The organism is Rubrivirga aquatilis (assembly GCF_046845665.1).
Classification (GTDB): domain Bacteria; phylum Bacteroidota; class Rhodothermia; order Rhodothermales; family Rubricoccaceae; genus Rubrivirga.
Genome location: NZ_CP177355.1, coordinates 1,085,493 through 1,109,058, shown reverse-complemented (window position 1 = coordinate 1,109,058; position 23,566 = coordinate 1,085,493). Strand labels below are relative to the sequence as shown.

Annotated in this window: 22 protein-coding genes and 1 tRNA gene; 15 read left to right on the top strand and 8 right to left on the bottom strand. The window is 72.8% G+C overall.

Features of this window, described 5'->3' with window-relative positions; genetic code table 11:
• Positions 1 to 83: 83 nt before the first annotated feature.
• Positions 84 to 773, bottom strand: a complete 690-nt coding sequence (locus ACLII4_RS04835; RefSeq protein ID WP_412069763.1) for a hypothetical protein — start codon at positions 771 to 773, stop codon at positions 84 to 86.
• A 46-nt stretch (positions 774 to 819) separates the two neighbouring features.
• On the opposite strand from ACLII4_RS04835, the gene ACLII4_RS04830 reads away from it, so the two are divergent.
• The 3 genes from ACLII4_RS04830 (at position 820) to ACLII4_RS04820 (ending at position 3,447) form a co-directional block, all read left to right on the top strand.
• A complete protein-coding gene (locus ACLII4_RS04830) occupies positions 820 to 2,049 on the top strand; it encodes an AI-2E family transporter (RefSeq protein ID WP_412069762.1) in 1,230 nt (409 codons plus the stop codon).
• Positions 2,050 to 2,158: 109 nt separating this feature from the next.
• Entirely contained in the window at positions 2,159 to 2,836 is a 678-nt protein-coding gene (locus tag ACLII4_RS04825) for a hypothetical protein (protein ID WP_412069761.1), read from the top strand.
• Positions 2,833 to 3,447 carry a hypothetical protein gene (locus ACLII4_RS04820; protein WP_412069760.1) on the top strand — a complete coding sequence of 205 codons (615 nt, stop codon included), beginning with the start codon at positions 2,833 to 2,835 and terminating at the stop codon, positions 3,445 to 3,447. The genes ACLII4_RS04825 and ACLII4_RS04820 overlap by 4 nt, the downstream gene beginning before the upstream one ends.
• A 169-nt stretch (positions 3,448 to 3,616) precedes the next feature.
• Here ACLII4_RS04820 and ACLII4_RS04815 read toward each other — a convergent pair whose 3' ends face one another.
• A complete protein-coding gene (locus tag ACLII4_RS04815; protein ID WP_412070588.1) occupies positions 3,617 to 3,826 on the bottom strand; it encodes a hypothetical protein in 210 nt (69 codons plus the stop codon).
• A 69-nt stretch (positions 3,827 to 3,895) separates the two neighbouring features.
• On the opposite strand from ACLII4_RS04815, the gene ACLII4_RS04810 reads away from it, so the two are divergent.
• Both ACLII4_RS04810 and tgt read left to right on the top strand, forming a co-directional pair.
• On the top strand, positions 3,896 to 5,155 hold the full coding sequence (locus ACLII4_RS04810) for a glycosyltransferase (protein ID WP_412069759.1): 1,260 nt from the start codon (positions 3,896 to 3,898) through the stop codon (positions 5,153 to 5,155).
• Positions 5,156 to 5,255: 100 nt separating this feature from the next.
• Positions 5,256 to 6,383 carry a tRNA guanosine(34) transglycosylase Tgt gene (gene tgt / locus ACLII4_RS04805; protein ID WP_412070554.1) on the top strand — a complete coding sequence of 376 codons (1,128 nt, stop codon included), beginning with the start codon at positions 5,256 to 5,258 and terminating at the stop codon, positions 6,381 to 6,383.
• Positions 6,384 to 6,521: 138 nt separating this feature from the next.
• On the opposite strand, the gene ACLII4_RS04800 is transcribed toward tgt, so the two are convergent.
• Positions 6,522 to 7,736 (bottom strand): CHRD domain-containing protein, encoded by a 1,215-nt coding sequence (locus ACLII4_RS04800; RefSeq protein WP_412069758.1) that lies wholly within the window; start codon positions 7,734 to 7,736, stop codon positions 6,522 to 6,524.
• A 159-nt stretch (positions 7,737 to 7,895) separates the two neighbouring features.
• Here ACLII4_RS04800 and ACLII4_RS04795 point away from each other — a divergent pair, with 159 nt between their 5' ends.
• The 4 genes from ACLII4_RS04795 (at position 7,896) to ACLII4_RS04780 (ending at position 12,521) form a co-directional block, all read left to right on the top strand.
• Complete coding sequence (locus tag ACLII4_RS04795) at positions 7,896 to 9,137, top strand: 4-hydroxy-3-methylbut-2-enyl diphosphate reductase (RefSeq protein ID WP_412069757.1); 1,242 nt, start codon at positions 7,896 to 7,898, stop codon at positions 9,135 to 9,137.
• Positions 9,138 to 9,195: 58 nt separating this feature from the next.
• Positions 9,196 to 9,621, top strand: a complete 426-nt coding sequence (locus tag ACLII4_RS04790; RefSeq protein WP_412069756.1) for a hypothetical protein — start codon at positions 9,196 to 9,198, stop codon at positions 9,619 to 9,621.
• A gap of 199 nt (positions 9,622 to 9,820) precedes the next feature.
• Entirely contained in the window at positions 9,821 to 11,194 is a 1,374-nt protein-coding gene (locus ACLII4_RS04785; RefSeq protein ID WP_412069755.1) for a dipeptidase, read from the top strand.
• Positions 11,195 to 11,294: 100 nt separating this feature from the next.
• A complete protein-coding gene (locus tag ACLII4_RS04780; protein ID WP_412069754.1) occupies positions 11,295 to 12,521 on the top strand; it encodes a L,D-transpeptidase family protein in 1,227 nt (408 codons plus the stop codon).
• Here ACLII4_RS04780 and ACLII4_RS04775 read toward each other — a convergent pair.
• Both ACLII4_RS04775 and ACLII4_RS04770 read right to left on the bottom strand, forming a co-directional pair.
• Positions 12,518 to 13,198 (bottom strand): M23 family metallopeptidase, encoded by a 681-nt coding sequence (locus tag ACLII4_RS04775; RefSeq protein ID WP_412069753.1) that lies wholly within the window; start codon positions 13,196 to 13,198, stop codon positions 12,518 to 12,520. The two genes, ACLII4_RS04780 and ACLII4_RS04775, sit on opposite strands and share 4 nt — an antisense overlap.
• Before the next feature lie 295 nt (positions 13,199 to 13,493).
• Positions 13,494 to 14,366, bottom strand: a complete 873-nt coding sequence (locus tag ACLII4_RS04770; RefSeq protein WP_412069752.1) for an acyl-CoA thioesterase — start codon at positions 14,364 to 14,366, stop codon at positions 13,494 to 13,496.
• A 158-nt stretch (positions 14,367 to 14,524) separates the two neighbouring features.
• Between ACLII4_RS04770 and ACLII4_RS04765 the strand changes: the two genes are divergently transcribed.
• Positions 14,525 to 14,749 carry a hypothetical protein gene (locus tag ACLII4_RS04765; RefSeq protein ID WP_412069751.1) on the top strand — a complete coding sequence of 75 codons (225 nt, stop codon included), beginning with the start codon at positions 14,525 to 14,527 and terminating at the stop codon, positions 14,747 to 14,749.
• A 71-nt stretch (positions 14,750 to 14,820) separates the two neighbouring features.
• Here ACLII4_RS04765 and ACLII4_RS04760 read toward each other — a convergent pair whose 3' ends face one another.
• From ACLII4_RS04760 to ACLII4_RS04750, 3 genes are all read right to left on the bottom strand, one after another.
• Positions 14,821 to 16,821 carry a glycoside hydrolase family 15 protein gene (locus ACLII4_RS04760; protein WP_412069750.1) on the bottom strand — a complete coding sequence of 667 codons (2,001 nt, stop codon included), beginning with the start codon at positions 16,819 to 16,821 and terminating at the stop codon, positions 14,821 to 14,823.
• Positions 16,822 to 17,017: 196 nt separating this feature from the next.
• Positions 17,018 to 17,716, bottom strand: a complete 699-nt coding sequence (otsB, locus tag ACLII4_RS04755; RefSeq protein WP_412069749.1) for a trehalose-phosphatase — start codon at positions 17,714 to 17,716, stop codon at positions 17,018 to 17,020.
• A gap of 114 nt (positions 17,717 to 17,830) precedes the next feature.
• Positions 17,831 to 19,240 (bottom strand): alpha,alpha-trehalose-phosphate synthase (UDP-forming), encoded by a 1,410-nt coding sequence (locus tag ACLII4_RS04750; RefSeq protein WP_412069748.1) that lies wholly within the window; start codon positions 19,238 to 19,240, stop codon positions 17,831 to 17,833.
• Positions 19,241 to 19,377: 137 nt separating this feature from the next.
• On the opposite strand from ACLII4_RS04750, the gene ACLII4_RS04745 reads away from it, so the two are divergent.
• The 5 genes from ACLII4_RS04745 to ACLII4_RS04725 all read left to right on the top strand — a co-directional run bounded on the left by ACLII4_RS04745 (position 19,378) and on the right by ACLII4_RS04725 (position 23,537).
• Positions 19,378 to 19,461: transfer RNA gene (locus tag ACLII4_RS04745), tRNA-Leu, on the top strand.
• A gap of 63 nt (positions 19,462 to 19,524) precedes the next feature.
• The gene (locus ACLII4_RS04740; protein ID WP_412069747.1) at positions 19,525 to 20,649 is read left to right on the top strand and encodes an ArsO family NAD(P)H-dependent flavin-containing monooxygenase; all 1,125 of its coding nucleotides are present in this window, start codon (positions 19,525 to 19,527) and stop codon (positions 20,647 to 20,649) included.
• Positions 20,650 to 20,856: 207 nt separating this feature from the next.
• A complete protein-coding gene (locus tag ACLII4_RS04735; protein ID WP_412069746.1) occupies positions 20,857 to 21,390 on the top strand; it encodes a hypothetical protein in 534 nt (177 codons plus the stop codon).
• A gap of 51 nt (positions 21,391 to 21,441) precedes the next feature.
• Positions 21,442 to 21,768, top strand: a complete 327-nt coding sequence (locus tag ACLII4_RS04730; RefSeq protein WP_412069745.1) for a hypothetical protein — start codon at positions 21,442 to 21,444, stop codon at positions 21,766 to 21,768.
• A gap of 89 nt (positions 21,769 to 21,857) precedes the next feature.
• A complete protein-coding gene (locus ACLII4_RS04725) occupies positions 21,858 to 23,537 on the top strand; it encodes a DUF1800 domain-containing protein (RefSeq protein WP_412069744.1) in 1,680 nt (559 codons plus the stop codon).
• The last annotated feature ends 29 nt before the right edge of the window (positions 23,538 to 23,566 follow it).

The window sequence follows — 23,566 nt, the reverse complement described above, 5'->3', positions numbered from 1 at the left end:
CGCGAGCCTCGACTCTCCCCTTTCCCCTTTCCCCTTTCCCCTTTCCCCTTTCCCCTTTCCCCTTTCCCCTTTCCCCTTTCCCCTCACAGCCGCCGGGCGACGTGGAAGCTCATGACCGGCGTCACGAACGTGTGGCGCGAGGGGTCGTCCACGTCCGGGCGGATCTCCAGGAGGTCGAGCTCCACCGGGAAGTAGGTGCCCTGGAGGCCGAAGCGGACGCCGGTCCGGGTGCGCTCGCCGCGGCCGAAGAAGGTGCCCAGCGCCAGCGTCCCGCCGATCCCGACGCGCGCCTCGCCGTCGCCCAGCCCGCCGACGCCGCTCAGCACTTCCTCATCCGCCCCGCGCCGGCCGTCGCCGTCGGCGTCGTCGAAGTAGGGCCACTGGTAGCCGAAGGTCGGCCCGGCCGAGAGGTGCACGAAGGGGCGGACGTTGTCCTCGACCTGCTGGCGCAGCAGCCGCACCTCGACGCCGACATGGAGAGGGACCAGGGCGACGTAGTTGCGCTTGAACGGTGTCCGACGCTCGCCCAAGAAGCCCGCGAAGCTTTGCTCGCGCTCGTCGCGCCCGGCGCCCGCCGAGATCTCCAGTACCAGCGACACGTCGTCGCTGACCCGGCCTCGCAGCGCCCCGCCGACGCCGAGCCCGTATTCGCTGAGGAGCAAGACGAGAGCACCCGTCGAGCCGTAGCGCCCTGCCGTGGTGTCGGGTAGCGCGGGCGCGACCTGGCAGACGCCGGGGGCCGCGAGAACGAGGGCAAAGAGGAGCGCACGCATGGCCCGATGGTAGCGCCCCCCGGCACGCCTCGCCGTACGTTCCGGCATGCCCGACGACGTGCGCTCCCCCCGAACGACCGTGCTGTTGGCGGCCGGCGCGGCCGCTGTGTTCGCCTTGCTGTGGGCGCTGCGCGCGTCGCTGGGGCCGTTCTGGATCGTCGCCGCGGCGGCGGCGCTGCTGTGGCCCGTCCGCCACGAGACCGCCGCCCGGGCTGTGATGTGGGCGGGCGGGCTCGTGTTTGGAGCGTACCTGTTGGACCGGCTCGCGGGCGTGCTGGCCCCGTTCATCGCCGTCTTCGTGGCCGCGTACCTGTTGAACCCTGTCGTCGGGTGGGCCGAGCGGCGCCGTGTGCCGCGCGCCGCGGCGGCGCTGGCGCTGGCGCTGGTCGTGACCGGGGCGGTCGTGGGGGCGCTGGTGCTGCTGGTGCCAGCCGCGCTCGGGCAGCTCGAGACGCTGGCGGAGCAGGCCGTCGACCTCGCGATGCGCGCGCCCGAGTGGGTGGCCGAGTCGGCCGCGCTGGCACGCGCCGAAGAGGCGGGGCTGCTCGACCGCGACGCCGTCGCGGCCCAGATCACGACCCTCGTGCCGGGCCAGATCGAGGGCGCGCTCGCCCGCATTCCCGCCCTCGTCGGCGGCGCCCTCCGCCAGGTCGGCGCGCTCCTCGGGCTCGTCACGACCGCCGCGCTCGTCCCTGTCCTGCTGTTCTTCACCCTCAAGGACTTCCCCACGCTGAGCGCCAGCCTGGTCCGCCTTCTGCCCCGCTACGACGGCCGCCGCACCTACCTCGACCGCGCCGCGACGGTCTTCGGGAGCTACGTCCGCGGCGTCCTCGTCATCTCGGCCGCCAGCGCCGTGCTCGTGGCCGTCCCCCTGACGCTGTTCGGCGTGCCGTACGCGCTCCTGCTCGGGCTCGCGGCCGGGCTCCTCAACCTGATCCCCAGCCTGGGCTCCGTGCTCACGTACGTGCTCGGCGTGGCGCTGATGCTGGCGTTCGGGACGTGGACGGACCTGCTGATCGTGCTCGCCGTGCTGGCCGTCCAGGCCGTCATCGAGCAGGCCGTGCTCACGCCCAACATCATGAGCGCCCAGGTCGGATTGCACCCGGTCGTGATCCTGCTGGCGCTGTTCGTGGCCGGGGCGCTGTTCGGGCTGCTCGGGCTGGTGCTGGCCGTCCCGGGCGCGGCGCTCGTCGCTGGCGTCGTCCGCGCCCACCGGGAAGCGCTCGTGATCGACCTGGGCGACGACGACGAGACGCCGGAGGTAGCTGCCGCCTAGAGCCTCCCGACGGCGAAGCCGGCCTTCCTGGACCGAGTCCAATCGCTGGGCGTCCAAGCCGAGTGGGGCACGCCACAGATCTCGGGGCTCCCCAACTGAGCACGACAAGATGGCCGACAAACCGAAAACGCTCTCGATGACCGTCCCGTTTGGCGCGGGCCCAGGCGTGCCGGACGTACGCGTCGAGATCTCCATGCCCGACCCTCCTGACGACGAGTGCACCGTCGTCCGGGCTCGGGCGACGTGGACCGCAGAGGACGGGTCGGCGCAGGAGGCGGTCTCGACATTCTTCGCCTACAGGTTCGTCGAGCGGATTCAGACCGCCGTCGCTCCGCCCGTCTACGCACAGGCGGCTCCCCCCGCGTTGCAGGACGCTCTTGAGGCCTCGTCCTTCCCCGTGCTCCGGTGTGCCGTCGACTCCCGTCGCTACCTCCGCCTCGTGGTCGGCGACAACGCTTACGACTGGCGGGATGTGTGGGTGGTCCGGCTCAAGCACCAGCCCGTGGAGGTCCGGGTCGCGGTGATGCCCCGCGACCGCCTTCCGGAGGAGCTCGCCTACCTCGACGGCGACCTCCTCGTTCACGTCCGGGGCTTGTCCGGCAAGAAAAACCACGACAGCGTCGAGTGGCCCGTCCCTCCCCTCCTCTATGGGCTGCCGGCTTCGGAGGTGCTGGCTTGGAACGAGGCCGCCTTCACCGCAGCCGACGGAGTATGGGACGAGCGGCCTCCCCTCCTCGCGCGCGCCCCGTTCCAACCTGTACAAAGGCACGGGGGCCTACCGTCGTGAGTTGTGACTACTCGGTCTCGATCCTCTACAACGTCGCGTTCTCGCGCGCTGCGGCGCGGCGCGCCCTCGACGAGCTCAAGACGGCCGTCGAGGCCACGTGGCCGGACGGGGACGAGTGGAGCGAGCCGACTCCTCCCGAGCCCCCGGATCCTCAAAGCTGGCTGTCGGATCTGGACGCGAAGGAGATGACGGAACTGGATGTGCCCACGGAGCCTCCCCAGGTGGCCCCCGACGCCGAGCACGTCCCGCTGTGGATTGGCCCGCCGTTCGTGTTCTCGTTCTCTCCGCTCTCAGATTGCGCCGCGCTCGGTAGCCTCGAGCGCACGGCTGGTGGGGCGCTGGGGTTGGCGTTCCAGGTGAATGAGCGCCTCCTGTCCGAGCGACGCGGGGACCGCGAGATCGAACGGATGATGCGCCGGGTGCCCGTGGAGGAGCGAGAGGATGCGTGGTACCGCCGCTTCGATGAACTCGACGACCTGGACGAGACAGGGCCGCAGAGTGCGGCGCATCTGGTCGGCATCGCCGCGCGCGTCGCGTGTGCGCACGCGCTCTGGGGGCTGCGCATCCATCCCTCTCTCCTCCCCCCTCACGTCCGCCCCCCTTTCGTCTGACCCACACGGGCGCACCGTTCGGCCTGGAGCCCTCTCATCATCGTGCCCCGTCTTGACTCAGGAGGCGTCGCATGACAGGTCCGGCGGGCCGCCCCGCTTAGGATAACGGCCACGGAGAGGGCGGGTCGAACACGTGACCGCCCTGCTCCGGGCGACGGGAAAGGCCCCGCTACGGCGAGGGGGCCGACGGCACGCCCGAGGCCGGGGCCTCCACGGCCGTCACGGCTGCCTCGGACGCGTCGTCGACGGGCGGCATCGTCGAGCCGCACTGGCCGAGGAGGACCCACAGGAGGATGAAGACGAGGACGGTCGAGAAGCAGCCGCCGCCGAGCTTCTTGGCGCCGTACCCGGCGAGGAGACCGCGAAACAGGTTGTTCATGACGTGCAGGGAAAAGGGGGCGTGGATACGTCGGAGGCGGCCGGCGGGTCCGGCCTACCTTGCTCGGCGATGCACGTCTTCGTCACGACCCTCGGCACGCGCGGCGACGTCGAGCCCTACCTCGCGCTCGGGCTCGGCCTGCGCGCCGCCGGCCACCGGGTGACGCTGTCGACCGCCGCCCGCTTCGCCCCCGAGGCGGAGGCCCTCGGGCTCGCGTTCGCCCCGACGACCGACGGCGTGCTCGACCTGCTCGCGGACGCGCCGATTCGGGAGGCCATCGAGTCGATGACGAACGCCGTCGAGGTGATACGGCGGGCGCGGGGGTTGATGAAGCGGTTCGACCCGATCCAGCGCACGCTCGTCGCCGAGACGTGGCACGCCCTGCAGGCCGCCGCGCCCGACCTCGTCGTCTACCACCCCAAGGCGTTCTGGGGCGCCGACCAGGCCTTCCGGCTCGGCATCCCGGCGGTGATGGCCCCGCTCCAGCCGGTCGTGGTGCCGACCGGCGAGCGGCCCGCGATGGGCTTCCCCGCCCTCCCCCTCGGCCCGGCGTACCGGCGCGGCACGCACCAGCTCCTGCTGGCGCTCTCGAAGTGGGGGACGGGCCGCCTGCTCAACGACTGGCGCGAGGCGCACGACGCCCCGGCGCGGCCGAGCATGCTCCAGATGCCCGACGGCGCGGCCATCCCCGTCGTCCACGCCTTCAGCGGCCACGTCGTCCCCACTCCGTCTGACTGGCCGCCCCACGTTATCGCCTCGGGCTATTGGCAACGCGCCGCACCCGACTGGTCGCCGCCGCCCGCGCTCGCGGCCTTCCTCGACGCCGGGCCGCCGCCGGTCTATGTCGGCTTCGGGAGCATGGCCAGCCACACGCCCGAGCGGACGACCCGGATCGTCGTCGACGCGCTCGCGCGAGCGGGTGTGCGCGGCCTCGTCGCCACGGGCTGGGGCGGGCTCGACGCCCAGGCCCTGCCCGAGACCGTCTTCGCCATCGACGCGGCGCCGCACGCGGCGCTCTTCCCGCGCTGCGCCGCCGTCGTCCACCACGGCGGCGCCGGCACCACGGCGGCCGGGCTCACGGCGGGCCGGCCCACGGTCGTCTGCCCCTTCTTCGCCGACCAGCCGTACTGGGGCGCCCGGGTCGAAGCGCTCGGCGTGGGCCCGGCACCCATCACCCAGAAACGGCTCACCGTCGACGGGCTGGCGGCGGCCATCCGGGAGGCGACGACCTCGGCACCGATGCGCCAGCGGGCGGCGGCGCTGGGCCACGCGCTCCGCGCCGAGGACGGGGTCGGCGCGGCCGTCGCGTTTATCGAGGCGGCGGCCTAAGGCGGAGGGCGTGTCCCCGGCGCGGCCGTTTCGCCGACGCTTGCCGGGCTGGCGGCGCGCGCCGTGGTAGCCTGCCGCGAACGCCCGCCGACCCATGCCCCTGACCTTCGAGCTCCAGGCCGAGTGCCCCGACACCGGCGCACGCGCTGGCCTGCTCCACACCGACCACGGGACCGTCGAGACGCCCACGTTCCAGCCCGTCGGCACGGTCGGCAGCGTCAAGGGGGTCTCGCCGCGGACGCTGCGCGAGATCGGCGTCCAGCAGATCCTGGCCAACACGTACCACCTGGCGCTGCGGCCCGGCCGCGAGGTGTTGCGCGAGATGGGCGGGCTCCACGCCTTCATGCAGTGGGACGGTCCGATCCTGACTGACAGCGGCGGCTTCCAAGTCTTCTCGCTCGCCGAGATCCGCCGCGTCAACGAAGAGGGCGTTCGCTTCCAGAGCCACCTCGACGGGTCGCCGCTCCACTTCACGCCCGAGAGCGTCGTCGACACCCAGCGCGACATCGGCTCGGACATCATGATGGTGCTCGACGAGCTGACGCCCGCGACGGTCGACGAGGCCGAGGCGCGGCGGGCCAATGGCCGGACGCTGCGGTGGGCCGAGCGGGCCTTCACACACTACCGCGCGACCGAGCCGCGCTACGGCCACCACCAGGCCCTCTTCCCCATCGTCCAGGGCGCCACGTTCCCGTCCATCCGGCGCGAGTCGGCCGAGACGCTCATGCAGCTCGACGCCGAGGGCTACGCCATCGGCGGGCTGTCGGTCGGCGAGGCGGCGCCGGTGATGTACGACATGGTCGAGGTCGTCAACGCTGTCCTGCCGCGCGACCGGCCGCGCTACCTGATGGGCGTCGGGACGCCGCAGAACTTGGTCGAGAACGTGGCTCGCGGGGTCGACCTGTTCGACTGCGTGATGCCGACGCGGAATGCCCGCACGGGCTCGCTGTTCACGACCGAGGGGCTTGTCAACATCAAGAACGCGAAGTGGAAGACCTCGCACGAGTCGGTCGACCCGGGCCTCAATGGGTACCACTCGCAGACGTTCTCGAAGGCCTACCTCCGCCACCTCACCAAGGCCAACGAGCCGCTGTTCATGGAGATCGCCAGCGTCCAGAACCTGGCGCTCTACCTGTGGACGATGCGCCAGATGCGGGCGGCGATCCTGGAGGGCCGCTTTCCCGCGTGGCGCCGCGACTGGTCGGACCGGCTGGCGCAGAAGGCGTAACGGCGGACGGAAACTGGTCGCTGTCCTCCCCCACGCCGCGCGGGAGGACAGGCAGCGCTGGAGCCGCCCCCGGTCCCGCGAAAAAAGCGGCCCCGGTCGCCGTGACCGGAGCCGCCAGGGCCGCACGCAAGCAGGTCGCTAGCGGACGACGGTGACCGTCCGCGAGGCGATGCCGCCAGCCGTTTCGAGCCGGACCACGTAGACGCCCGGCGCGAGCACGCGGCCGTCGAGGCGAGCCGAGCGGAGGCCGGCCGGGGCGTTGCCCGAGCTCAGCACCGCGACCTCACGGCCGAGCGCGTCGAAAACCACCAGCCGGACCGGGCCCGCCGTCTCGGCGCCGAACGTGACGAGCGCCGCGCCGCGGATCGGGTTGGCAAGCACCAGCGTCAGCGAGCCGTCCGGGCCGCCCTCCGAGGCGACGCCGCCGCCGCCGGTGCCGCCGCCGCCGAAGGTCTGGCCCGCGTTCGCGGCCCCGCGCGTCTGCGCGACGGGCCCGGTCCACGTAAAGTCGTCGGCGACGGTGCCGGCGCCGGTAAGCTGGAGCGACTGGCCCGCGTCCGGGGCCGGGTCCTCCGAGACGCCGATGTCGGTCGAGGTCAAGCCGCTGGCGGGGCCGTCGGCGGCCGTGAACGTGCCCTCATAGGAGAGGAACTGGAGGACGGTACCGTCGGCCAGGCTCAGCGCCAGCCCGTCGGGCGCGCCGTTCTGGATGCCGGGCGTGCCGATGGAGTAGAGCGTGAAGCCGCCCGTCGTGGCGCCAGCAGCGAACGTGTCGCCGGTGAAGGTCCCGTAAGCGGTGCCTCCGTTGCCGTTGTAGAGCGTCAGCACCAGGTCATCGATGTCGGTGCCAGTCGGCACGGCGATCTCGACGAACTCGCCCTCGTCGGTGCTCGCGTTGTCGTAGTGGAGCTCGTTGACGAACGCCGTCACCGGGCCGCCGAGCTGGCCGCGGATCTCGCCGCCGCCGTTGTCGGCCGAATGGACGTTGACGTACAGGCCGTCCGAGGCGAGCGCGTCGAGCTGGGTCTGAGAGAAGGTGAGCGTCTGGTCAAACGTCCCGCCGCGCTCGTCGGCGTCGACGGTCGGGGACAGCGGGAAGATCACGCCGCCGTTCGCACCGGCCACGCCGGTGTGGATGTGGGAGGCGGCGTAGGCGCTCTCCAGGCCCGAGAACGAGCCGGAGATCGTGACGTCCATGCCGTCGACGGTCGCGAAGACGATGCCCGTGGCGTCGGTCGTGACGGGCGGGACCTCGTTGGCGCCCGCGAGCGTGGCGACGTAGGTCTGGGCCAGCGCCGACGGCGCGAACGAGAGGAGGAGGGCCAGGAGCCCGAGAGAGAAGCGGTGGCGCATGAGAGGAGGGAATTGACGAGCAGCATGAACGGGCGTATGCCCTCGTGGGGTCCGGCGCCAATTCTGTGCGGAGCGCCGCGCGCCCCGCAACGCCGCACCGGGGCGCGCGTTGGGACTGGCGAGTGCGCCCGTAGACTCGCCCACCCGCCCCCCGCAGAGATGGCCCGCCAGTTCGACGTCCCCGACTTCTACCGGAGCCCCGTCGTGACGCGCGTGAAGGCCGCCCGCCGCGCGACCGACCCCCGCAAGCGCGACCTCGCCCCGAGCGTCCTCGACTTCGGCCCGCTGCGCGTCAAGCTGGCGCGGCACTTCGGGTTCTGCTTCGGCGTCGAGAACGCCATCGAGATCGCCTACCGCGCGCTCGACGAGCACCCCGAGAAGGCCGCCTCCGGGCACGTCTTCCTGCTCTCGGAGATGATCCACAACCCGCACGTCAACGACGACCTGCTGGCGCGCGGCGTCCAGTTCCTGCGGACGACCTCGGGCGAGACGCTCATTCCCTTCGACACGCTCGGGCCCGAGGACTTGGTCATCGTCCCCGCCTTCGGCGCCTCGACCGAGGTACTCGACGCGCTGGCCGCGCGCGGCGTCGACGTGCAGGCCTACGACACGACGTGCCCGTTCGTGGTCCGGGTCTGGAAGAAGGGCGCCAAGATCGGTGGCGAGGGGTTCACCGTCGTCGTCCACGGCAAGCGGACGCACGAGGAGACGCGCGCGACGGTCAGCCGCGCGGCCAAGTCGGCGCCGGTCGTGGTCGTCCGCGACGAGGCGGAGACGGAGACGCTGGCGGCCGTCATCGAGGGCCGCGCCGACGCCGACGCCTTTTGGGCCACGTTCGAGGGCAAGACGACCGACGGCTTCGACCCCGCCCGCGACCTCGGCCGCATCGGCGTCGTCAACCAGACGACCATGCTGGCGACCGAGACGGCGGCCATCGCCGAGCGCCTGCGCCAGGCCGTCATCACCCGCGACGGCGACGACTCGAACGTGGCCGACACGTCGGACACGCTGTGCTACGCGACCAAGGAGAACCAGGACGCCACGCTCGCGCTCATCGCCGACGGGGCCGACCTCGCGATCGTCGTCGGCGGCTACAACTCGTCGAACACGTCGCACCTGGTGGAGCTCTGCGAGGACGCCGGCCTGCCGACCTTTTTCGTCAAGGACGCCGACGAGATCGACGGGCCGGAGCGGATCCGCCACTGGAACTGGCGCACCAAAACGCCCGCGGAGACGGCCGGCTGGTTCCCTGACGACCGCCCCGTGGACGTGCTCTTGACCGCCGGCGCGTCGTGTCCCGACGCCCTGCTCGACCACGTCATCCAGCGGCTGCTCACATTCGTCGACGGCGCGCGGCCGGTCGAGGACGCGCTGGCGCCGTTCGAGGTGGAAGCGGCGTAGCCCAGCGTCGGCGGCAGAGCCCGGTGCCCTACGTTGAGGGCCCCCGGCCGTCCCTGCCATGCGTCACCTTCCGACCGCCCTCGCCCTGTTCTTGGGGATCGGCCTGTTCATGGCCGTCGTCTGGGCGGGCTGCTCGACGTTCCTCAAGGCCAACGATGCCTACGAACGTGGCCTGGCGACCGCCCTCGTCGACCCGGTCGTCGAGAAGACGCTCGGCGCGCCGGTGCGAGAGAGCTGGTTCATCAACGGGTCCGTCGAGAACGACGGGATGCGGACGGAGGGGGCCTGGGTGGTCCGCCTCCGGGGCACCGAGCACAGCGGCACGCTCCACATCCGGGGCTACAAAACCGACGGTGCGTGGCGGGTCGTGGCGATGTCGCTGGTGGTGGGCGACGAGCAGTTCGGGTACGTGCCCGGCCGGGGCTTCAGCGACCCCTCGCCGGGTGGATACAGCGACGGCCCGCCCGACATCTTGGGCGACTGACCCCGCCTCGGCGACGGCGGCCGCTGGCGCGGCGCTCCTCCACTGGCGTGCCCCCGACAGGTCCCCCCGCGACCGTCGGTCGTGCGCACCCCGGGTAGGGGCGCTCGGGCGGCTCGCCACCGCCGTTGCGTCGGAAAGGGCCGGAGCCCGGACGAGGCTGGGGCGTACGCTTGCGCTCTCCCCTACCTGCCCCGCCCGCATGGACGCCGCCCTCCAGTACGCCAAGGACCACGCCGACCGCTTCGTCGAGGAGCTCAAGGCGTGGCTCCGCATCCCTTCCATCTCGACCGACCCCGACTACGCGCCCCAGACCCGGAGCGCCGCGGTGTGGCTCCGCGACAACCTGAACGACGCGGGCGTCGAGACCGTCGAGGTGATGGAGACCGACGGCCACCCCATCGTCTTCGGCGAGCACCACGTGAGCGACGACGCGCCGACGGTCCTGATCTACGGCCACTACGACGTGCAGCCGCCGGACCCCCTCGAGCTGTGGGACCACGACCCCTTCGAGCCCGTCGAGGTCGACGGCCACCTCGTCGCCCGCGGCGCGGCCGACGACAAGGGCCAGGCGTTCATGCACGTCAAGGCGACCGAGGCGTGGCTGGCCTCGGGCGGGCCGCCGGTGAACCTCAAGTTCCTGATCGAGGGCGAGGAGGAGAACGGGAGCGTCCACCTGCCGGGCTTCCTGCGCGAGCACAAAGACCGGCTGGCGGCCGACGTGGTGCTCGTCTCCGACACGGCGCTGTTCGCGCCCGGCGTCCCGTCGATCGCGTACGGCCTGCGCGGGCTGGCCTACGTCGAGGTGACGCTGACGGGGCCCAAGAAGGACCTGCACTCGGGCGTCTACGGCGGCGCCGTCGAGAACCCCATCAACGCGCTGGCGGCGATGATCGCGGACCTGCACGACGACGACCACCGCGTGACGGTCGACGGGTTCTATGACGACGTCCGCGACCTCGACGCCGACGAGCGGGAGGCGTACGCGGCGCTGCCGTTCGACGAGCAGGCGTGGAAGGACGAGGCGGGCGTCTCGGCGACCAAGACCGAGGCGGGCTTCTCGATCCTGGAGGGCACCTCGGGTCGCCCGACGCTCGACTGCAACGGGATCTGGGGCGGGTACACCGGCCAGGGCGCCAAGACCGTGCTGCCCTCGAAGGCGTCGGCCAAGATCTCGTGCCGCCTGGTCGCCGACCAGACGCCGGAGGACATCACGGGCAAGCTGCGCCGCCACTTCGAGGCGCACGTCCCGGAGACCATGACGTTGACGTTCACCGACCTCCACGGTGGCCACGGCGTGATCGTCGACCGGGAGGCGCCGGCCATGAAGGCGGCGGCGCAGGCGCTCGAAGGCGTGTTCGGGCAGACGCCCTACTTCACGCGCGAGGGCGGCTCGATCCCGGTCGTGGCCGACTTCAAGAAGATCCTGGGCCTCGACACCGTGCTGATGGGGTTCGGGCTCGACTCGGACTCGATCCACTCGCCGAACGAGAAGTTCGGGCTCGACCGGTTCCACCAGGGCATCGAGGCGTCGGTGCGCTTTCTCGACGCCTACGCCCGCCAAGACGAGCGGTAGGCGGCGCCGTCTGCCTCGCGTGAAATGACGTGCACGAGGCGGCGCGCGTGAACGGGCAGGTGGGGAGCCGCGTTGGAGCGTCTCCCCACCACGTCCGCACATGCGCCTGTTCGCCACTGCCCTCGCCGTCTTCGCCCTGGGCGCCTGCCAGCTCGACGGCGCCGACCCCACCCCCGCCGCGCCCGCGCCCGACGCCCCGACGGTCCCCGTCGGGCCCGTCTCGACGCTGGGCACCGAGTCCGGCCCGAGCGACGCCGACGCCGACGCCGGGCGCTACACCGGGCGGGGGCGCCAATTGAGCGGGGCCGACACGACCGGGCAGGCCGCCGCGGCCCGGAACAACCCGGAGACGCTGGCGACCATCGATTCGACGCGCGACTGGGGCACGCGCCTCCACCTCCCGCTCGGCGGCGACGTGGCCGGGCCGAGCGTGGCCAAGCTCCAGGTGCTCCTCGACCGCGCCGGCTTCTCGCCGGGCCAGATCGACGGGCGCTGGGGCGACAACACGGAGCTCGCGCTGACGTGGCTCCAGAAGGCCGAGTCGCTCCCGGCGACGGGCATCGCCGACCGGGCGACGGTCCGGGCCCTGGCGCGCCGCGCCGACGCCCCGGACTCGCTGGTCACGACCGTCGCGCTGACGGCCGACGATGTGGCCGGTCCGTTCGAGACGTTGCCCGCCGACGTGTACGAAAAGGCCAAGCTGGACCGCCTGGGCTACGAGTCGCTGGCGGAAAAGCTGGGCGAGACCTTCCACGCGGCGCCGGCCCTGCTGGCGCAGCTCAACCCGGGCGTGACGCTCGACAGCCTGGCCGCAGGCGACCAGCTTCGCGTCCCCAACGTGCGCCGCACGGCCCGCCCGATGGGCGACGTGTCGCGACTCGTGATCTCCGGCGAGGCCGGCTACCTCCACGCGCTCGCGGCCGACGGGACGGTCCTCTTCCATGCGCCCGTGACCGTCGGCGCCAGCTACGACCCGTCGCCCGAGGGCGAGTTCTCGGTCCGCGCCGTGGCGCTCGACCCGTCGTGGCACTACCAGCCGTCGATCCTGGCGGGCGTGTCCGATGATGCGGAGGAGGCCACGCTGCCGCCGGGCCCGAACAACGCCGTCGGCGTGGTCTGGATCGCGCTCTCGAAAGAGCACTACGGGATCCACGGCACGTCCGCGCCGGGGACGATCGGCTACGCCTCGTCGGCGGGGTGCGTGCGGCTGACCAACTGGGACGCGCGTGCGCTCGCGCAGGCCGTCGGGGCCGGGACGCCGGTCCGTTTCCGCGACGTGGCGGGGCGCGGCGGCGCGGCGCGGGACTCGACGCGGCGCGCCAGCTAGCGCGGAGCGAGCCGGCCGTACGGATTGACCGGCTCGCCGTCCCAGAACGCGTCGGCGGAGGGCGCGCGCCAGATGGCGAAGTGCAGGTGCGTGTTGCCCGGCGCCGCGTTCCCACTGTCGCCGACCGTCCCGATGCGCTGGCCCCGGGCCACGCGGTCGCCGTCGGCCAAGCCGGGCGCGTAGGCGTCGAGGTGGGCGTAGTAGTGGACCGTCGCGGGCGGACCGTCGCGGACGACGACGTAGACGGTGAGCCCCCCTTTCTCGCTCTCGAAGAGTCGGGCGACGGTGCCTGCGCGAGCGGCGACGACGGGCGTCCCGCGAGGGGCCAGGATGTCGATGGCGTGGTGCGTCCGGCCCTCGCTACGGGCGGCCGTGTACGTGTCGACCAAGTCGGCCGGGTCGATGCCGGCGACGGGGACCGCGAGCCCGGCGGGCGACACGGCAACGGCCCCGCCGATGTCGTCGGGGTCGGGCGTGGCGGCAGTGCGGGGCGTCACGCGAGCCGTGTCGCCGGCGGCGACGGGTGGCGCGTCGGCCACGTCGCGCCCGTCGGCGCAGTCGCAGGCGGGACCGGCGGCCACGGGGTCAGCGGGCGAGGCCGGGCCGGCAGGCGTGGACTCAGCGCCGTCGAGGCGGCAGCCACCGAGAAGGACGAGTAGGAGGACGGCGAGGCGCATCGTCTGAGTCTACGCCGGGCCCGAGCGGAGTTGGCGCGCGCACGCCCATTGACGTGGTCCGCGCCCAGCGGGAGAGGGGACGTGGTAGGTGGGGCCTGCGTCAGCGGGCTGGCTTGCGCTGACGAACCCGACCTCCCCTCCCGCTCGGGAGGGGCCGGGAAGGGCAAGCGGCACAGCGCCAACGGACCCGCTAGCGCCAGCAGCGGACACACCCTCACCCTGGCTGCACCGACGCTGCGCATTGCCCCCCTCCCGAGGGGAGAGGAGACGTCGTAGGCAGGGCTCGCCGGCCCGGCTATCGCTCGCGGCGTTCGACGGGGCGGACCAGCCCCTCCTGGGCGACGCTGGCGACGAGTTGTCCGCTGGCGTCGGTGACGGCGCCCCGGGCGAAGGCGCGGGCGCCAGCCGTCACGGGCGCGTCCATGGCGTAGAGCAGCCAGTCGTCGACGCGGATGGGGCGATGGAACCACAGGGCGTGGTCGAGCGAGGCGGCCTGGATGGTGCCGTCGAAGACCGAGCGGCCGTGGGGGAGCAAGGCCGTCGCCAGCAGGCCCCAGTCGCTGGCGTAGGCCAAGATGGCCTGGTGGACGAGCGGGTCCTCGGGGAGGGTACCGGCAGCGCGGAGCCAGGTCGCCGAGCGGGCGTCGCGGGGGTCCGGGCGGAGCGGGTCGGCAGGGTCGACGGGCCGGAAATCGATGGGGCGGTCGCGGGTCAAGACGGTGCGGAGCGGCTCGGGCAAGCGCTCGGCGATGGCCGTGGCGAGGTCGCGCTCGGAGGTGAGCGTGTCCGGGGCGGGCGCGTCGAGGGCGGGCTCGGCCTGGTGCTCCAGTCCGGGCTCGTCGCGGTGGAACGACAGCGACGCGTTGAAGATGGGCCGCCCGTATTGGATGGCTGTCACGCGCCGTGTGGCGAAAGAGCCGCCGTCGCGCAACGTCTCGACCTCGTAGACGATGGGCGCCTCGACGTCGCCGGGCAGGATAAAGTAGGCGTGCAGCGAGTGGCAGCGCCGGCCGGCGTCCACGGTGCGTCCGGCGGCGACGAGGGCCTGGGCGAGCACCTGGCCGCCGAACACGCGGGGCCCGGCCAGCGGGCGGTTCTGTCCCCGGAAGATGTGGACCTCGATGGGCTCGAGGTCGAGAGTGGCGAGAAGGTCGTCGAGGGCGGTCATTCGTCGGTCGGTCCGGGAGTCGGGGCGTCGGGGCTCGGGGGCGTACACCCCCGTCGGGCGGGGCAGGTCTCCGGGCCGCTTCGTTTTCACCCCGCCCTCGACTTGCCGCAGCGGCGCGGCGCGGCTTTCTTGCCGTCACTCACGTCTCCCCCGCCCCAATGCGCTCGCTCTTGCTTTGCTCCGCCCTCGCCCTGTTCGCTGCCGGCTGCGCCAACGAGCCCGCCGAGGTGGAGACCCCGCTCGGCGAGGCCGAGGTGGTGACGGAGCCTGCGGAGGACCTGACCGACGACGACTTGCTGCTCGACGACGCCGAGGTACCGGCGGACGACCTCGTGGTCGACGACTCGACGCTCGTCGAGGGCGACATGGGCGAGGACTTGTAAGGGCTGGCGGAGCCCCCCTCACCCTGTCCCTCTCCTCGTGGGAGAGGGGATGTCGTAGCTGGGCTCCGCTGCTAGCGCGCGCCCGTGGGGCCGGGCTGCGACGACGGGTCGGCGCCGGGGCGCGGGTAGTCGGGCTCGGAGCGGGCTTGCGCGGGGGCTTGAGGGCGGACGTCGGTGCGCCGCTGGCGGCCCTTCTCGTCGAGCGCCCGGTCGATGTTGTAGGCGGCCGAGATCAGGCCGAGGTGGCTGAACGCCTGGGGGAAGTTGCCCAGGTGCTCGCCCGAGAGCCCGGTCATCTCGGAGAACAGGCCGAGGTGGTTCGAGTAGCCCAGCATCTTCTCGAACATGACGCGGGCCTTGTCGAGGTAGGCCGGCTCGATCCGCCCGGCGCGCGCGAGCGCCTCGACGAGCCAGAACGAGCACAGGTTGAAGGCGCCCTCCTCGCCGCCGACGCCGTCGTCGACCTCGCGCGTGTTGTAGCGCCAGACCAGGCAGTCGGAGGTGAGGCCGCCCTCCTCGGGCGCCTTGAGCGTCTCCTCGAGCGTCGAGATCATGCGCGGGTCGTTGGGCCCGGTAAAGAAGACCAGCGGCATCAGCAGGTTGCTGGCGTCGAGCGCGTCGCCGCCGAAGGTCTGGACGAACGCGCCGCGCTCTTCATTCCAGCCCCGGTCCATGATGGTGGTGTAGATCTCGTCGCGCGTCTTGATCCAGCGGTCGCGGGGGGCGGGGAGCGAGCGCTTGTCGGCCAGCCGCAAGCCGCGGTCGAGGGCGACCCAGCACATCAGCTTCGAGTACACGAAGTGCTCGCGCTCGCCGCGGACCTCCCAGATGCCCTCGTCCGGCCGGTCCCAGTTGGCGCAGACCCAGTCGACGTACTTGACGATGTCCTGCCAGAACTCGTACGCCAGCGGGGTGCCGTACTTGTCGTAGAGGTAGACGGCGTCGAGCAGCTCGCCGTAGATGTCGAGCTGGAGCTGGCCGGCGGCGCCGTTCCCGACGCGGACGGGCCTCGACCCCCGGTACCCTTCGAGGTGGTCGAGCTCGAACTCGTCGAGCGTGCGGCGCCCGTCGACGCCGTAGACGATCTGGAGCGGGCCGTTGGGGTCGTCCACCATCCCGGTCTCGCACCGGTCGCGGAGCCAGCCGATAAACGAGCGGACCTCGGTCGTGAAGCCGATCCGCAGGAGCCCGTAGAGCGTGAACGCGGCGTCGCGGATCCACGAGTAGCGGTAGTCCCAGTTGCGGTGCCCGCCGATGTTCTCGGGCAGGCTCGTCGTCGGCGCGGCGACGATGGCGCCGGTCGGCTCGAAGGTGAGCAGCTTGAGCAGGAGCGCGCTCCGGCGGACGGTCTCGCGCCAGCGCCCGGTGTACGTGCAGCCCTCGAGCCAGTCGCGCCAGTAGTCGGTCGTCCGTCGGAACAGGGCGTACTCGGCCTCGCGCGAGAGCGGCTCCTCAAGGGCGCCTTCGTCGTCGAGGTAGCGGAGCTCAAACGTGGCGCGGTCGCCGCGCGCCAGCTCGAAGTCGCGGACGAGCGCCGGTCGGTCGGGGTCGGCGTCGTCGATGTGCAGGGTGCGGACCGTCGAGAGGCCGAGGCGGATGGGGCCGCCGTCGGGGCCGCCGGTCTCGGCCCGAAACACGGCGCCCTCGTCGGTCATCTCCAGCGTGTGGGTCGCCCGGCCGTAGTCGAACGCCGGGGCCACGCGGACGCGCACGTCGATCTGGCCCCGGAGCACGCGGACGTGCCGGATGAGCCGGTGGTAGCCGGCGGCCGGCCCCAGCTTGCCGACGGGCATGTAGTCGACGATCTCGGCGGCCCCGCGCTCGCCCGCGAACCGGGTCACGAGCACGTTCGAGTCCGGGAGGTAGGTCTGCTTGGTGGCGTACCCGGCGTCGACCTCGATCTCGAACCGACCGCCCTTGCCGCTGTCCAGGATGCCCGCGAAGACGGACGGCGAGTCGAAGTGGGGCAGGCAGAGCCAGTCGACCGACCCGTTCTTGCCGACGAGCGCGGCCGTCCGCATGTTGCCGACCAGGCCGTAGTCGCCGATAGGGAGGTAGGGGTCGTCGGACACGGGCGCGGGGGGAGAGGGCGGGAAAGCTACGGGGATGGGGAACGCGGCGAGGGCGCGGGGGCAGCCCAGCACCGGGGGGCGTCCGCAGCGCACAGGACCGGCAGGGCGCACGCAGAGTCCGCCGGGGCACGGCGTGCCGATCCCGAAGCCAAGCACCCGCTATCCATAGGGTTACCAACAATGTGGACGACCCGGTTCAGACGAAGCGGCGGAGGTACCCCACGACCGCGTCCACGTCCGGGAGGCGGTGGCTGGCGGCCGTGTCGCCGTCGCCGACCTTGACGGTCACCGACGGCTGGCGGAGCGCCTGGAGCACGGCGAAGGCGTCCTCGTCGGTCACGTCGTCGCCGAGGTAGACGGGCGTGCGGTCGGGGTGCTCGGCGGCGATGCGGGCCACGGCGACGCCCTTCGAGACGCCCTCCGCGCGCAACTCGACGACGGCCTTGCCCCAGATCGGCACGAGCCCGTCGGGGACCGCTTGCGCCCAGTCCTCGAGCGCCTCCAGCGCCGCGGCCTCATCGGGCGCGCCCCGGTAGTGGACCGCGAACGCCACGCCCTTGTCCTCGACCCGGATGCCGGGGAGGTCGGGCACGGCCAGCCGGAGGTGCCGGAGCGCCTGGGGGTGCGTCTCGAGGGCACGGTGCTCAACGGTCCCGTCGCTCCACCCCTCCTCGGCGCCGTGCAGCCCGACCGCGCGGTGCCGCCCCCCGAGGAGACCCGCCAGCGCGCCCAAGTCGCGCCCGGTCACGATCACGATCGGGTGGGCCTCCGCCAGCGCCGCCAGCAGGTCGGGCACGGCCGGGTGCGGGGCCGCCGCCGCCGGGTTGTCGACGATCGGTGCGAGCGTGCCGTCGTAGTCCAGGAAGAGGAGCGGGCGATCGGGGACGGGGGGCATGGGGACGTGGAATGTGAAACGTGGAGATGTGGAACGTTCAAACCGGAGGCTGCCCAAGAGGCGTGGGCGTCGAGGATGCTCACCCCCCACCCTCAACGTTGCACCTTCCACCGTTCAACGTTCAACTCCTCCGGCGTCCAGCGACTCCAGAAATGCGCGCGCCCAGGTGTGGACGTCGAGGTCGCCGACGGCGGCGCGCATGGCGGTCAGGCGGTCGCGGCGCTCGCGGTCGGGCAGGTCGAGCGCGTGCGCGACGGCGTGCGCCAGCCCGTCGGTGTCGTAGGGGTTGACGAGCATGGCGCCCTCGAGGTAGTCCGCCGCGCCGGTTAATTCGCTGAGGACGAGCACGCCCGGCGTCCCGCCGTCGGCGGCGGCGACCGCGCTGACGGCGGCGAACTCGTGGGCCACGAGGTTCATCCCGTCCCGCAAAGGCGTCACGAGCGCCACATCTGCGACGCGGTAGAGCGCCGCCAGTTCAGCGTGGTCGAACGACTGGTAGCGGTAGCGGACCGGCGCCCAGGCGCCCTTGGCAAAGCGCCCGTTGATGCGGCCCGCCGCCTCGTCGAGGTCGCGCTTGAGGCGGTCGTACGCCGGGACGCCCGTGCGCGAGGGCGTCGCAATCTGAACGAGCGAGACGGTCCCGTGGCGCTCGGGGTAGAGCTCCAGAAACCGCTCGAACCCCTCCATCCGCAGCAGCAGCCCCTTCGTGTAGTCGAGCCGGTCGACGCCGAGCACGATCTGGACGCCGCCCAGGTCGGCGGAGAACTCGGCGGCCATCGCCCCGGCCTCGGGCGTCGTCGCGAGCGCCTCGAAGCGGCCCACGTCGATGCCGATGGGGTGGGCCTCGACGCGGCACCGCCGCCCGTCCCACAGCACGTCCGTCCCGTCGATCTCGGCGCCCAGCAGGTCGCGCGCCGACTCGCGGAAGTTCTCGGCGTAGCCCTCGGTGTGGAAGCCGATAAGGTCGGACCCGAGCACGCCGCGCAGGAGCGGCCGGGCCGAGGGCAGGATCTGGAAGACCTCGGAGGCGGGCCACGGGACGTGCCAGAAAAAGCCGATGCGGGCGTCCGGCCGGGCCTCGCGGATCCGTTTCGGGACGCGCATCATGTGGTAGTCCTGGATCCAGAACGTCGGCCTCCCCTCTTGCGCGTCGGCCGCGTCGATCGCCGCGTCGGCAAAGCGGTCGTTGACGGCGAGGTAGGCCTGGAGGAAGGCCCGCTCAGGCTCGACGTGCTGCACCAAATAGTGAGACAGCGGCCACAGCACGCGGTTCGACATGCCCTGATAGAACCCCTCGAACTCGGCCTCGTCCAGCGGCACCCGGTGGACGGTGAACGTGGGGGCGTCGGCGGGCCACGCTTGCGCGAGCGGCGCCGTCTCGCCGGGGTCGCGAGCGGCCACCCAGGCGCCGCCTCGCCGCTCCAGCACGGGCAGCAGTGCCGAGGCGAGCCCGCCCAGACTGGGCGCCCACCCGTCGGCGACCGGGCGGATCGGGGCGCGGTTGGCGACGAGAACGAGCGACACGAGGGGGCGGGTGTGGGGTGTGGAGAGGCTACGCTCGCGCTCGCGCGCTGTTCGCCCGAGTCCGTCGGCTCCTGACGGAGGGTTCACACGGACGGCGCGTGCGGGCTCGTGGGGCGCGGTGCTAGCTTTGCGGGCCTGCCCGGATGGCGGAATCGGTAGACGCAGCGGTCTCAAAAACCGCCGACCTTCGGGTCTTGTGGGTTCGAGTCCCACTCCGGGCACCGGCGCCAGAAGCGCCCAGGCGGAGGACAGGACCGGGGCCGCCTCTCCCCTCCCTCGCCACGATGAGGCCCGACACGCTCCCCCCCGCGACCCCGCTCCCGTTCGCCCACCGCGACGTCGTGGTGATCGGCGGCGGGCAGGCGGCGCTCGCGCTCGGCTATCACTTGATTCGGGAGCTCCGCACGACCGACGCCACGCTCGCGCTCGTGGACGACCGCCCCAGCCCCGGCGGCGCGTGGCAGGGCACCTGGGACTCGCTCCGTCTGTTCTCCCCCGCCGAGTGGTCGTCGCTCCCGGGCTACCTCCTGCCCCGCCACCTCGACGCCCAGGGCGCCGCTCGCGACGAGTACCCCCACCGCGATGACGTGCTGGGCTACCTCGCCGCGTATGAGGCCCGCTACGAGTTGCCCCTCTGGCGCCCTGTCCACGCACGCGCCGTCCACCGCACCGACGGCGGCCTGCGGGTCGAGACCGACCGGGGGGATGTGACGGCGCGAGCCGTCGTGTGCGCGACCGGGACGGCGTCCCAACCGGTCGTGCCCGACGTGCCTGGCCGCGACGCGTTCGAGGGCCGCCAGCTCCATTCCTCCGAGTACCGCTCGCCTGCGGCGTTCGCGGGGCAGCGCGTGCTCGTGGTCGGCGGCGGCAACTCGGGCGCCCAGATCGCCGCCGAGCTGGCGGGCGTCGCCGACGTCGTGTGGGCCGTCGAGCGCGCGCCCCGCTTTCTCCCGCCCGAGGTCGACGGCCGCGTCCTGTTCGACGCCGCGACGGCGCGCTACCACGCCCTGCAGAACGGCCAAGACCCCGGCCGCCCCTACACCCTAGGTGACGTCGTCCAGGTCCCGCCGGTCCGCGCCGCGAGGGAGGCCGGACAGCTCGACGACGTCCGCCCGCCCGTCGCCCGCCTCACCGCGACCGGCGCCGTCTGGCCCGACGGCACCGAGGAGCCCGTTGACGCCGTCGTGTGGTGCACCGGCTTCCGCCCGGCGCTGGGCCTGCTCGCGCCGCTCGGCGTGGTCGGCCCCGGCGGCCGCGTCGCGGTCGAGGGCACGCGGTCGGTCGCCGAGCCCCGGTTGTGGCTGGTCGGCTACGGCCAGTGGACCGGGTTCGCCTCGGCAACGCTCGTCGGCGTCGGCCGCTCGGCGCGCGCGACGGCGCGGGAGGTGGCGGGCCTGCTCGCGGGCTGACCAGCCCGCCTCTGAGGTAGGCGCTAGCGGGGCGCGGAGACCGGAGCAGACAATTGGGAGCGGTGCCGTTGCCGGACACACCTGCACATCCGATTGACTTTGCGGACGTTGCCACCACTGGACGCAGATGGAGCGCCAAAAAAGGGTTGCCGCACCGACGCGAGCGTCGATATCTACGGCGGCTCCCCCCGCCCTCCTCCGCCCGCTTTGCGCCTCCGCCTCTCGTCCGCCGCCCTCCTGCTCACCCTCTTCGCCGTCGGCTGCGACGCCGGCGCCGAAGGGCCCGCTGGGCCCGCCGGCCCCGAAGGCCCCGCCGGCCCGCAGGGCTCCGCGGCCGTGATCGCGACGACCTTCTCCTACAGCGCCAACACCTGCCAGCGGAGCGGCGAGGTCCTGTTCTGCGCCGCGCCCTGGGCCGCCCTCACCCAGGACTTCGTCGACGACGGCGCCGTGTTCGCCTACCGCCGCGATACGAATGGCGGGTGGATCGCGCTCCCGTCGACGGAGCGCCTCGACATCGACCTCGACGGCACCACGGAGGTCGTCGAGTTCGGCTACCGCTACGTCCCCGAGCAGGTCTCCCTGCGCATCGCCGTGCTCGAGTCGACCACCCCGTTCGTGGGGCTCAACACGCCGGGCGAGGTCCGGGCCGTGGCCATCGCAGAGTCCGGGAGCGCGCGGCGGTCGGCGCCGCCCGCCTACGCCGAGCTGGCCCGCACCTACGGCCTCCCGCTCGACTAGGCGCCGGCGCCTTTGGGCCCGCCGCCGAGGCGGGCGGGTAGCTTGGTCCTCATGCGCCGCGCCGCCCTCGCCAGCACGCTCGCCGCCGGCCTGCTGGCGTGGCTCGCCGTCGGCGATCCGTTCGTCGTGGGCGGCGCGCTTCAGGGGCCACTCATGATTGAGGCCGGGCCCCAGGCCTGGGCGCGCGCGTGCTGGGGCGCAACGTACGAGCGCCACGCCATCGACGCCAGCTGGACGCGCTGCCTGGGCGTCCCCCACGGGCCGCGCCGGTGTGTCGGGTACCCGCCGCTCTCCCCAGGCGCAGCGCTGGACACGGACGCCTTGCCGCTCGGCCCGCTCCGCGAGATCGCGTGCCCCGACGACATCCAGAGCCGCTGAATGGAGCGCTGACGCCGGATCGGGACAGGTCTGTAACAGATGGCGACGGGCGAGCGTCGATACTCTAGGAGCCCCCGCCGCCGCTGCCCATGGAGATTCTCGACTCGCTCGCCGCCCCTCCGCCGCCCCCGGCCGCCAGCGGGCCGCCCTTCGAGGTGCTGCCCGGCGTCTTCGCCGACCCCGCCCTCGGCGTCCGGTGGACCGCCCCCGCGCCCCGGCCACCAGCGGCCCCCAAGACCGACGCGCCGGCCCCGCTGAAGGCGAACGGCGGCCTAGCCCCCTACGTCCCCAGCGGCAGCGCGCCGTGGACCCGGGCCCGCGCGCTCCACCTCCTGCGACGCACCGGCTACGGCGCCACGCCCGCCGCCGTCGACGCCGTGCTCGCGCTGGGCCCCGACGCCGCCGTCCAGGCCCTCGTCGACGGCGCCGCCCGCATCGGCGCGCTCGCGCCGCCCGCGTGGCACGACGACGCGCCCCCCGCGCCGCCGCCCGCCACCGCCCCGCAGTCCGAGCAGGACGAGTACCGGCGGGTCCTGCAGATCTACCTCGACGCCAACACGCAGTGGATCTACGAGATGGAGTGGCGGACCATCACCGAAGGGCTCGGCGGGGCGGAGACCGACGCGCTGGCGCGCGCCGCGCGCGCCTTCCACGAGCGCCTCGCCGTCGGCTGGCATGACCACTTCGTGGCCTCGATCGAGAACTACACGCTGGCGGGCTGGCTCAGCCGCTACTGGCGGACGCTGCAGGGCCACGCGCTCGGCGACTTCCGGGCCTTCGTGGCCGAGATCGGCACGTCGCCGGCCATGCTCGTCTACCTCAACGGCATCCAGAACCGCGTCGGCGCGCCGAACGAGAACTACGCGCGCGAGCTAATGGAGCTGTTCACGATGGGCGCCGAGGCCGACGGCTCACCCAACTACACCCAGCAGGACGTGGCCGAGGCCGCGCGGTGCCTCACCGGCTACACCGTCGACGTGTACGGCACACTCGAAGCCGTCTTCGTCCCGCAGTGGCACGACGCCGGCGTCAAGACCGTGCTCGGCCGGACGGGCAACTGGGGCCACGACGACCTGGTCCAAATCCTGTTCGACGAGCGGGCCAACGAGATCGCCGCCTTTGTCGCCCGCAAGCTCTACCGCGACGTGGTCTACGACACGCCCAACGAGACCGTCGTGGCGCAGCTGGCGGGCGTGCTGCTGGCGAACGACTTCGCGCTCGCGCCCGCCATCACGGCGCTGCTCAAGAGCGCCCACTTTTTCGACGGCGACAGCATCGGGGCCCGCATCAAGAGCCCGATCGAGCACGTGCTCGGCGTCCACGCGGAGTCGGGCACGGGCGCGATCCCGGCGCTGCAGGACACCATCCGCGCGATCACCTTCGTGACGGACCAGCGGCTGTTCTACCCGCCGAACGTCGCCGGGTGGCCCGGCCACCGCGACTGGCTCACGTCGAGCACACTCCCGACACGCTGGCTCTACACCAACGCCATCCTGACCGGCATCGAGGCGATGCCCGAGGCGTTGCGGGCCGTCGCGCTCGCCTTGCCCGGCCCCTACATCGCCCGCGACCTCGTCGTCGACTTTGCGACGCTGTGGCTCGGCACGGCCGTCGACCCCGCCGACACGCCGTCCGTGGACCGCCTGATCGGCGTGCTGCTCGGCGACATCCCCGAGTACGAGTGGGACCCGACCGCGCCCGGCGCCGGCACGCGGCTCATGGGCCTGGCCCTCCACCTCGCCGTCCAGCCGGAGTACCAGCTGGCCTGAGGACGACGGACCACGGACGACACCCCCGA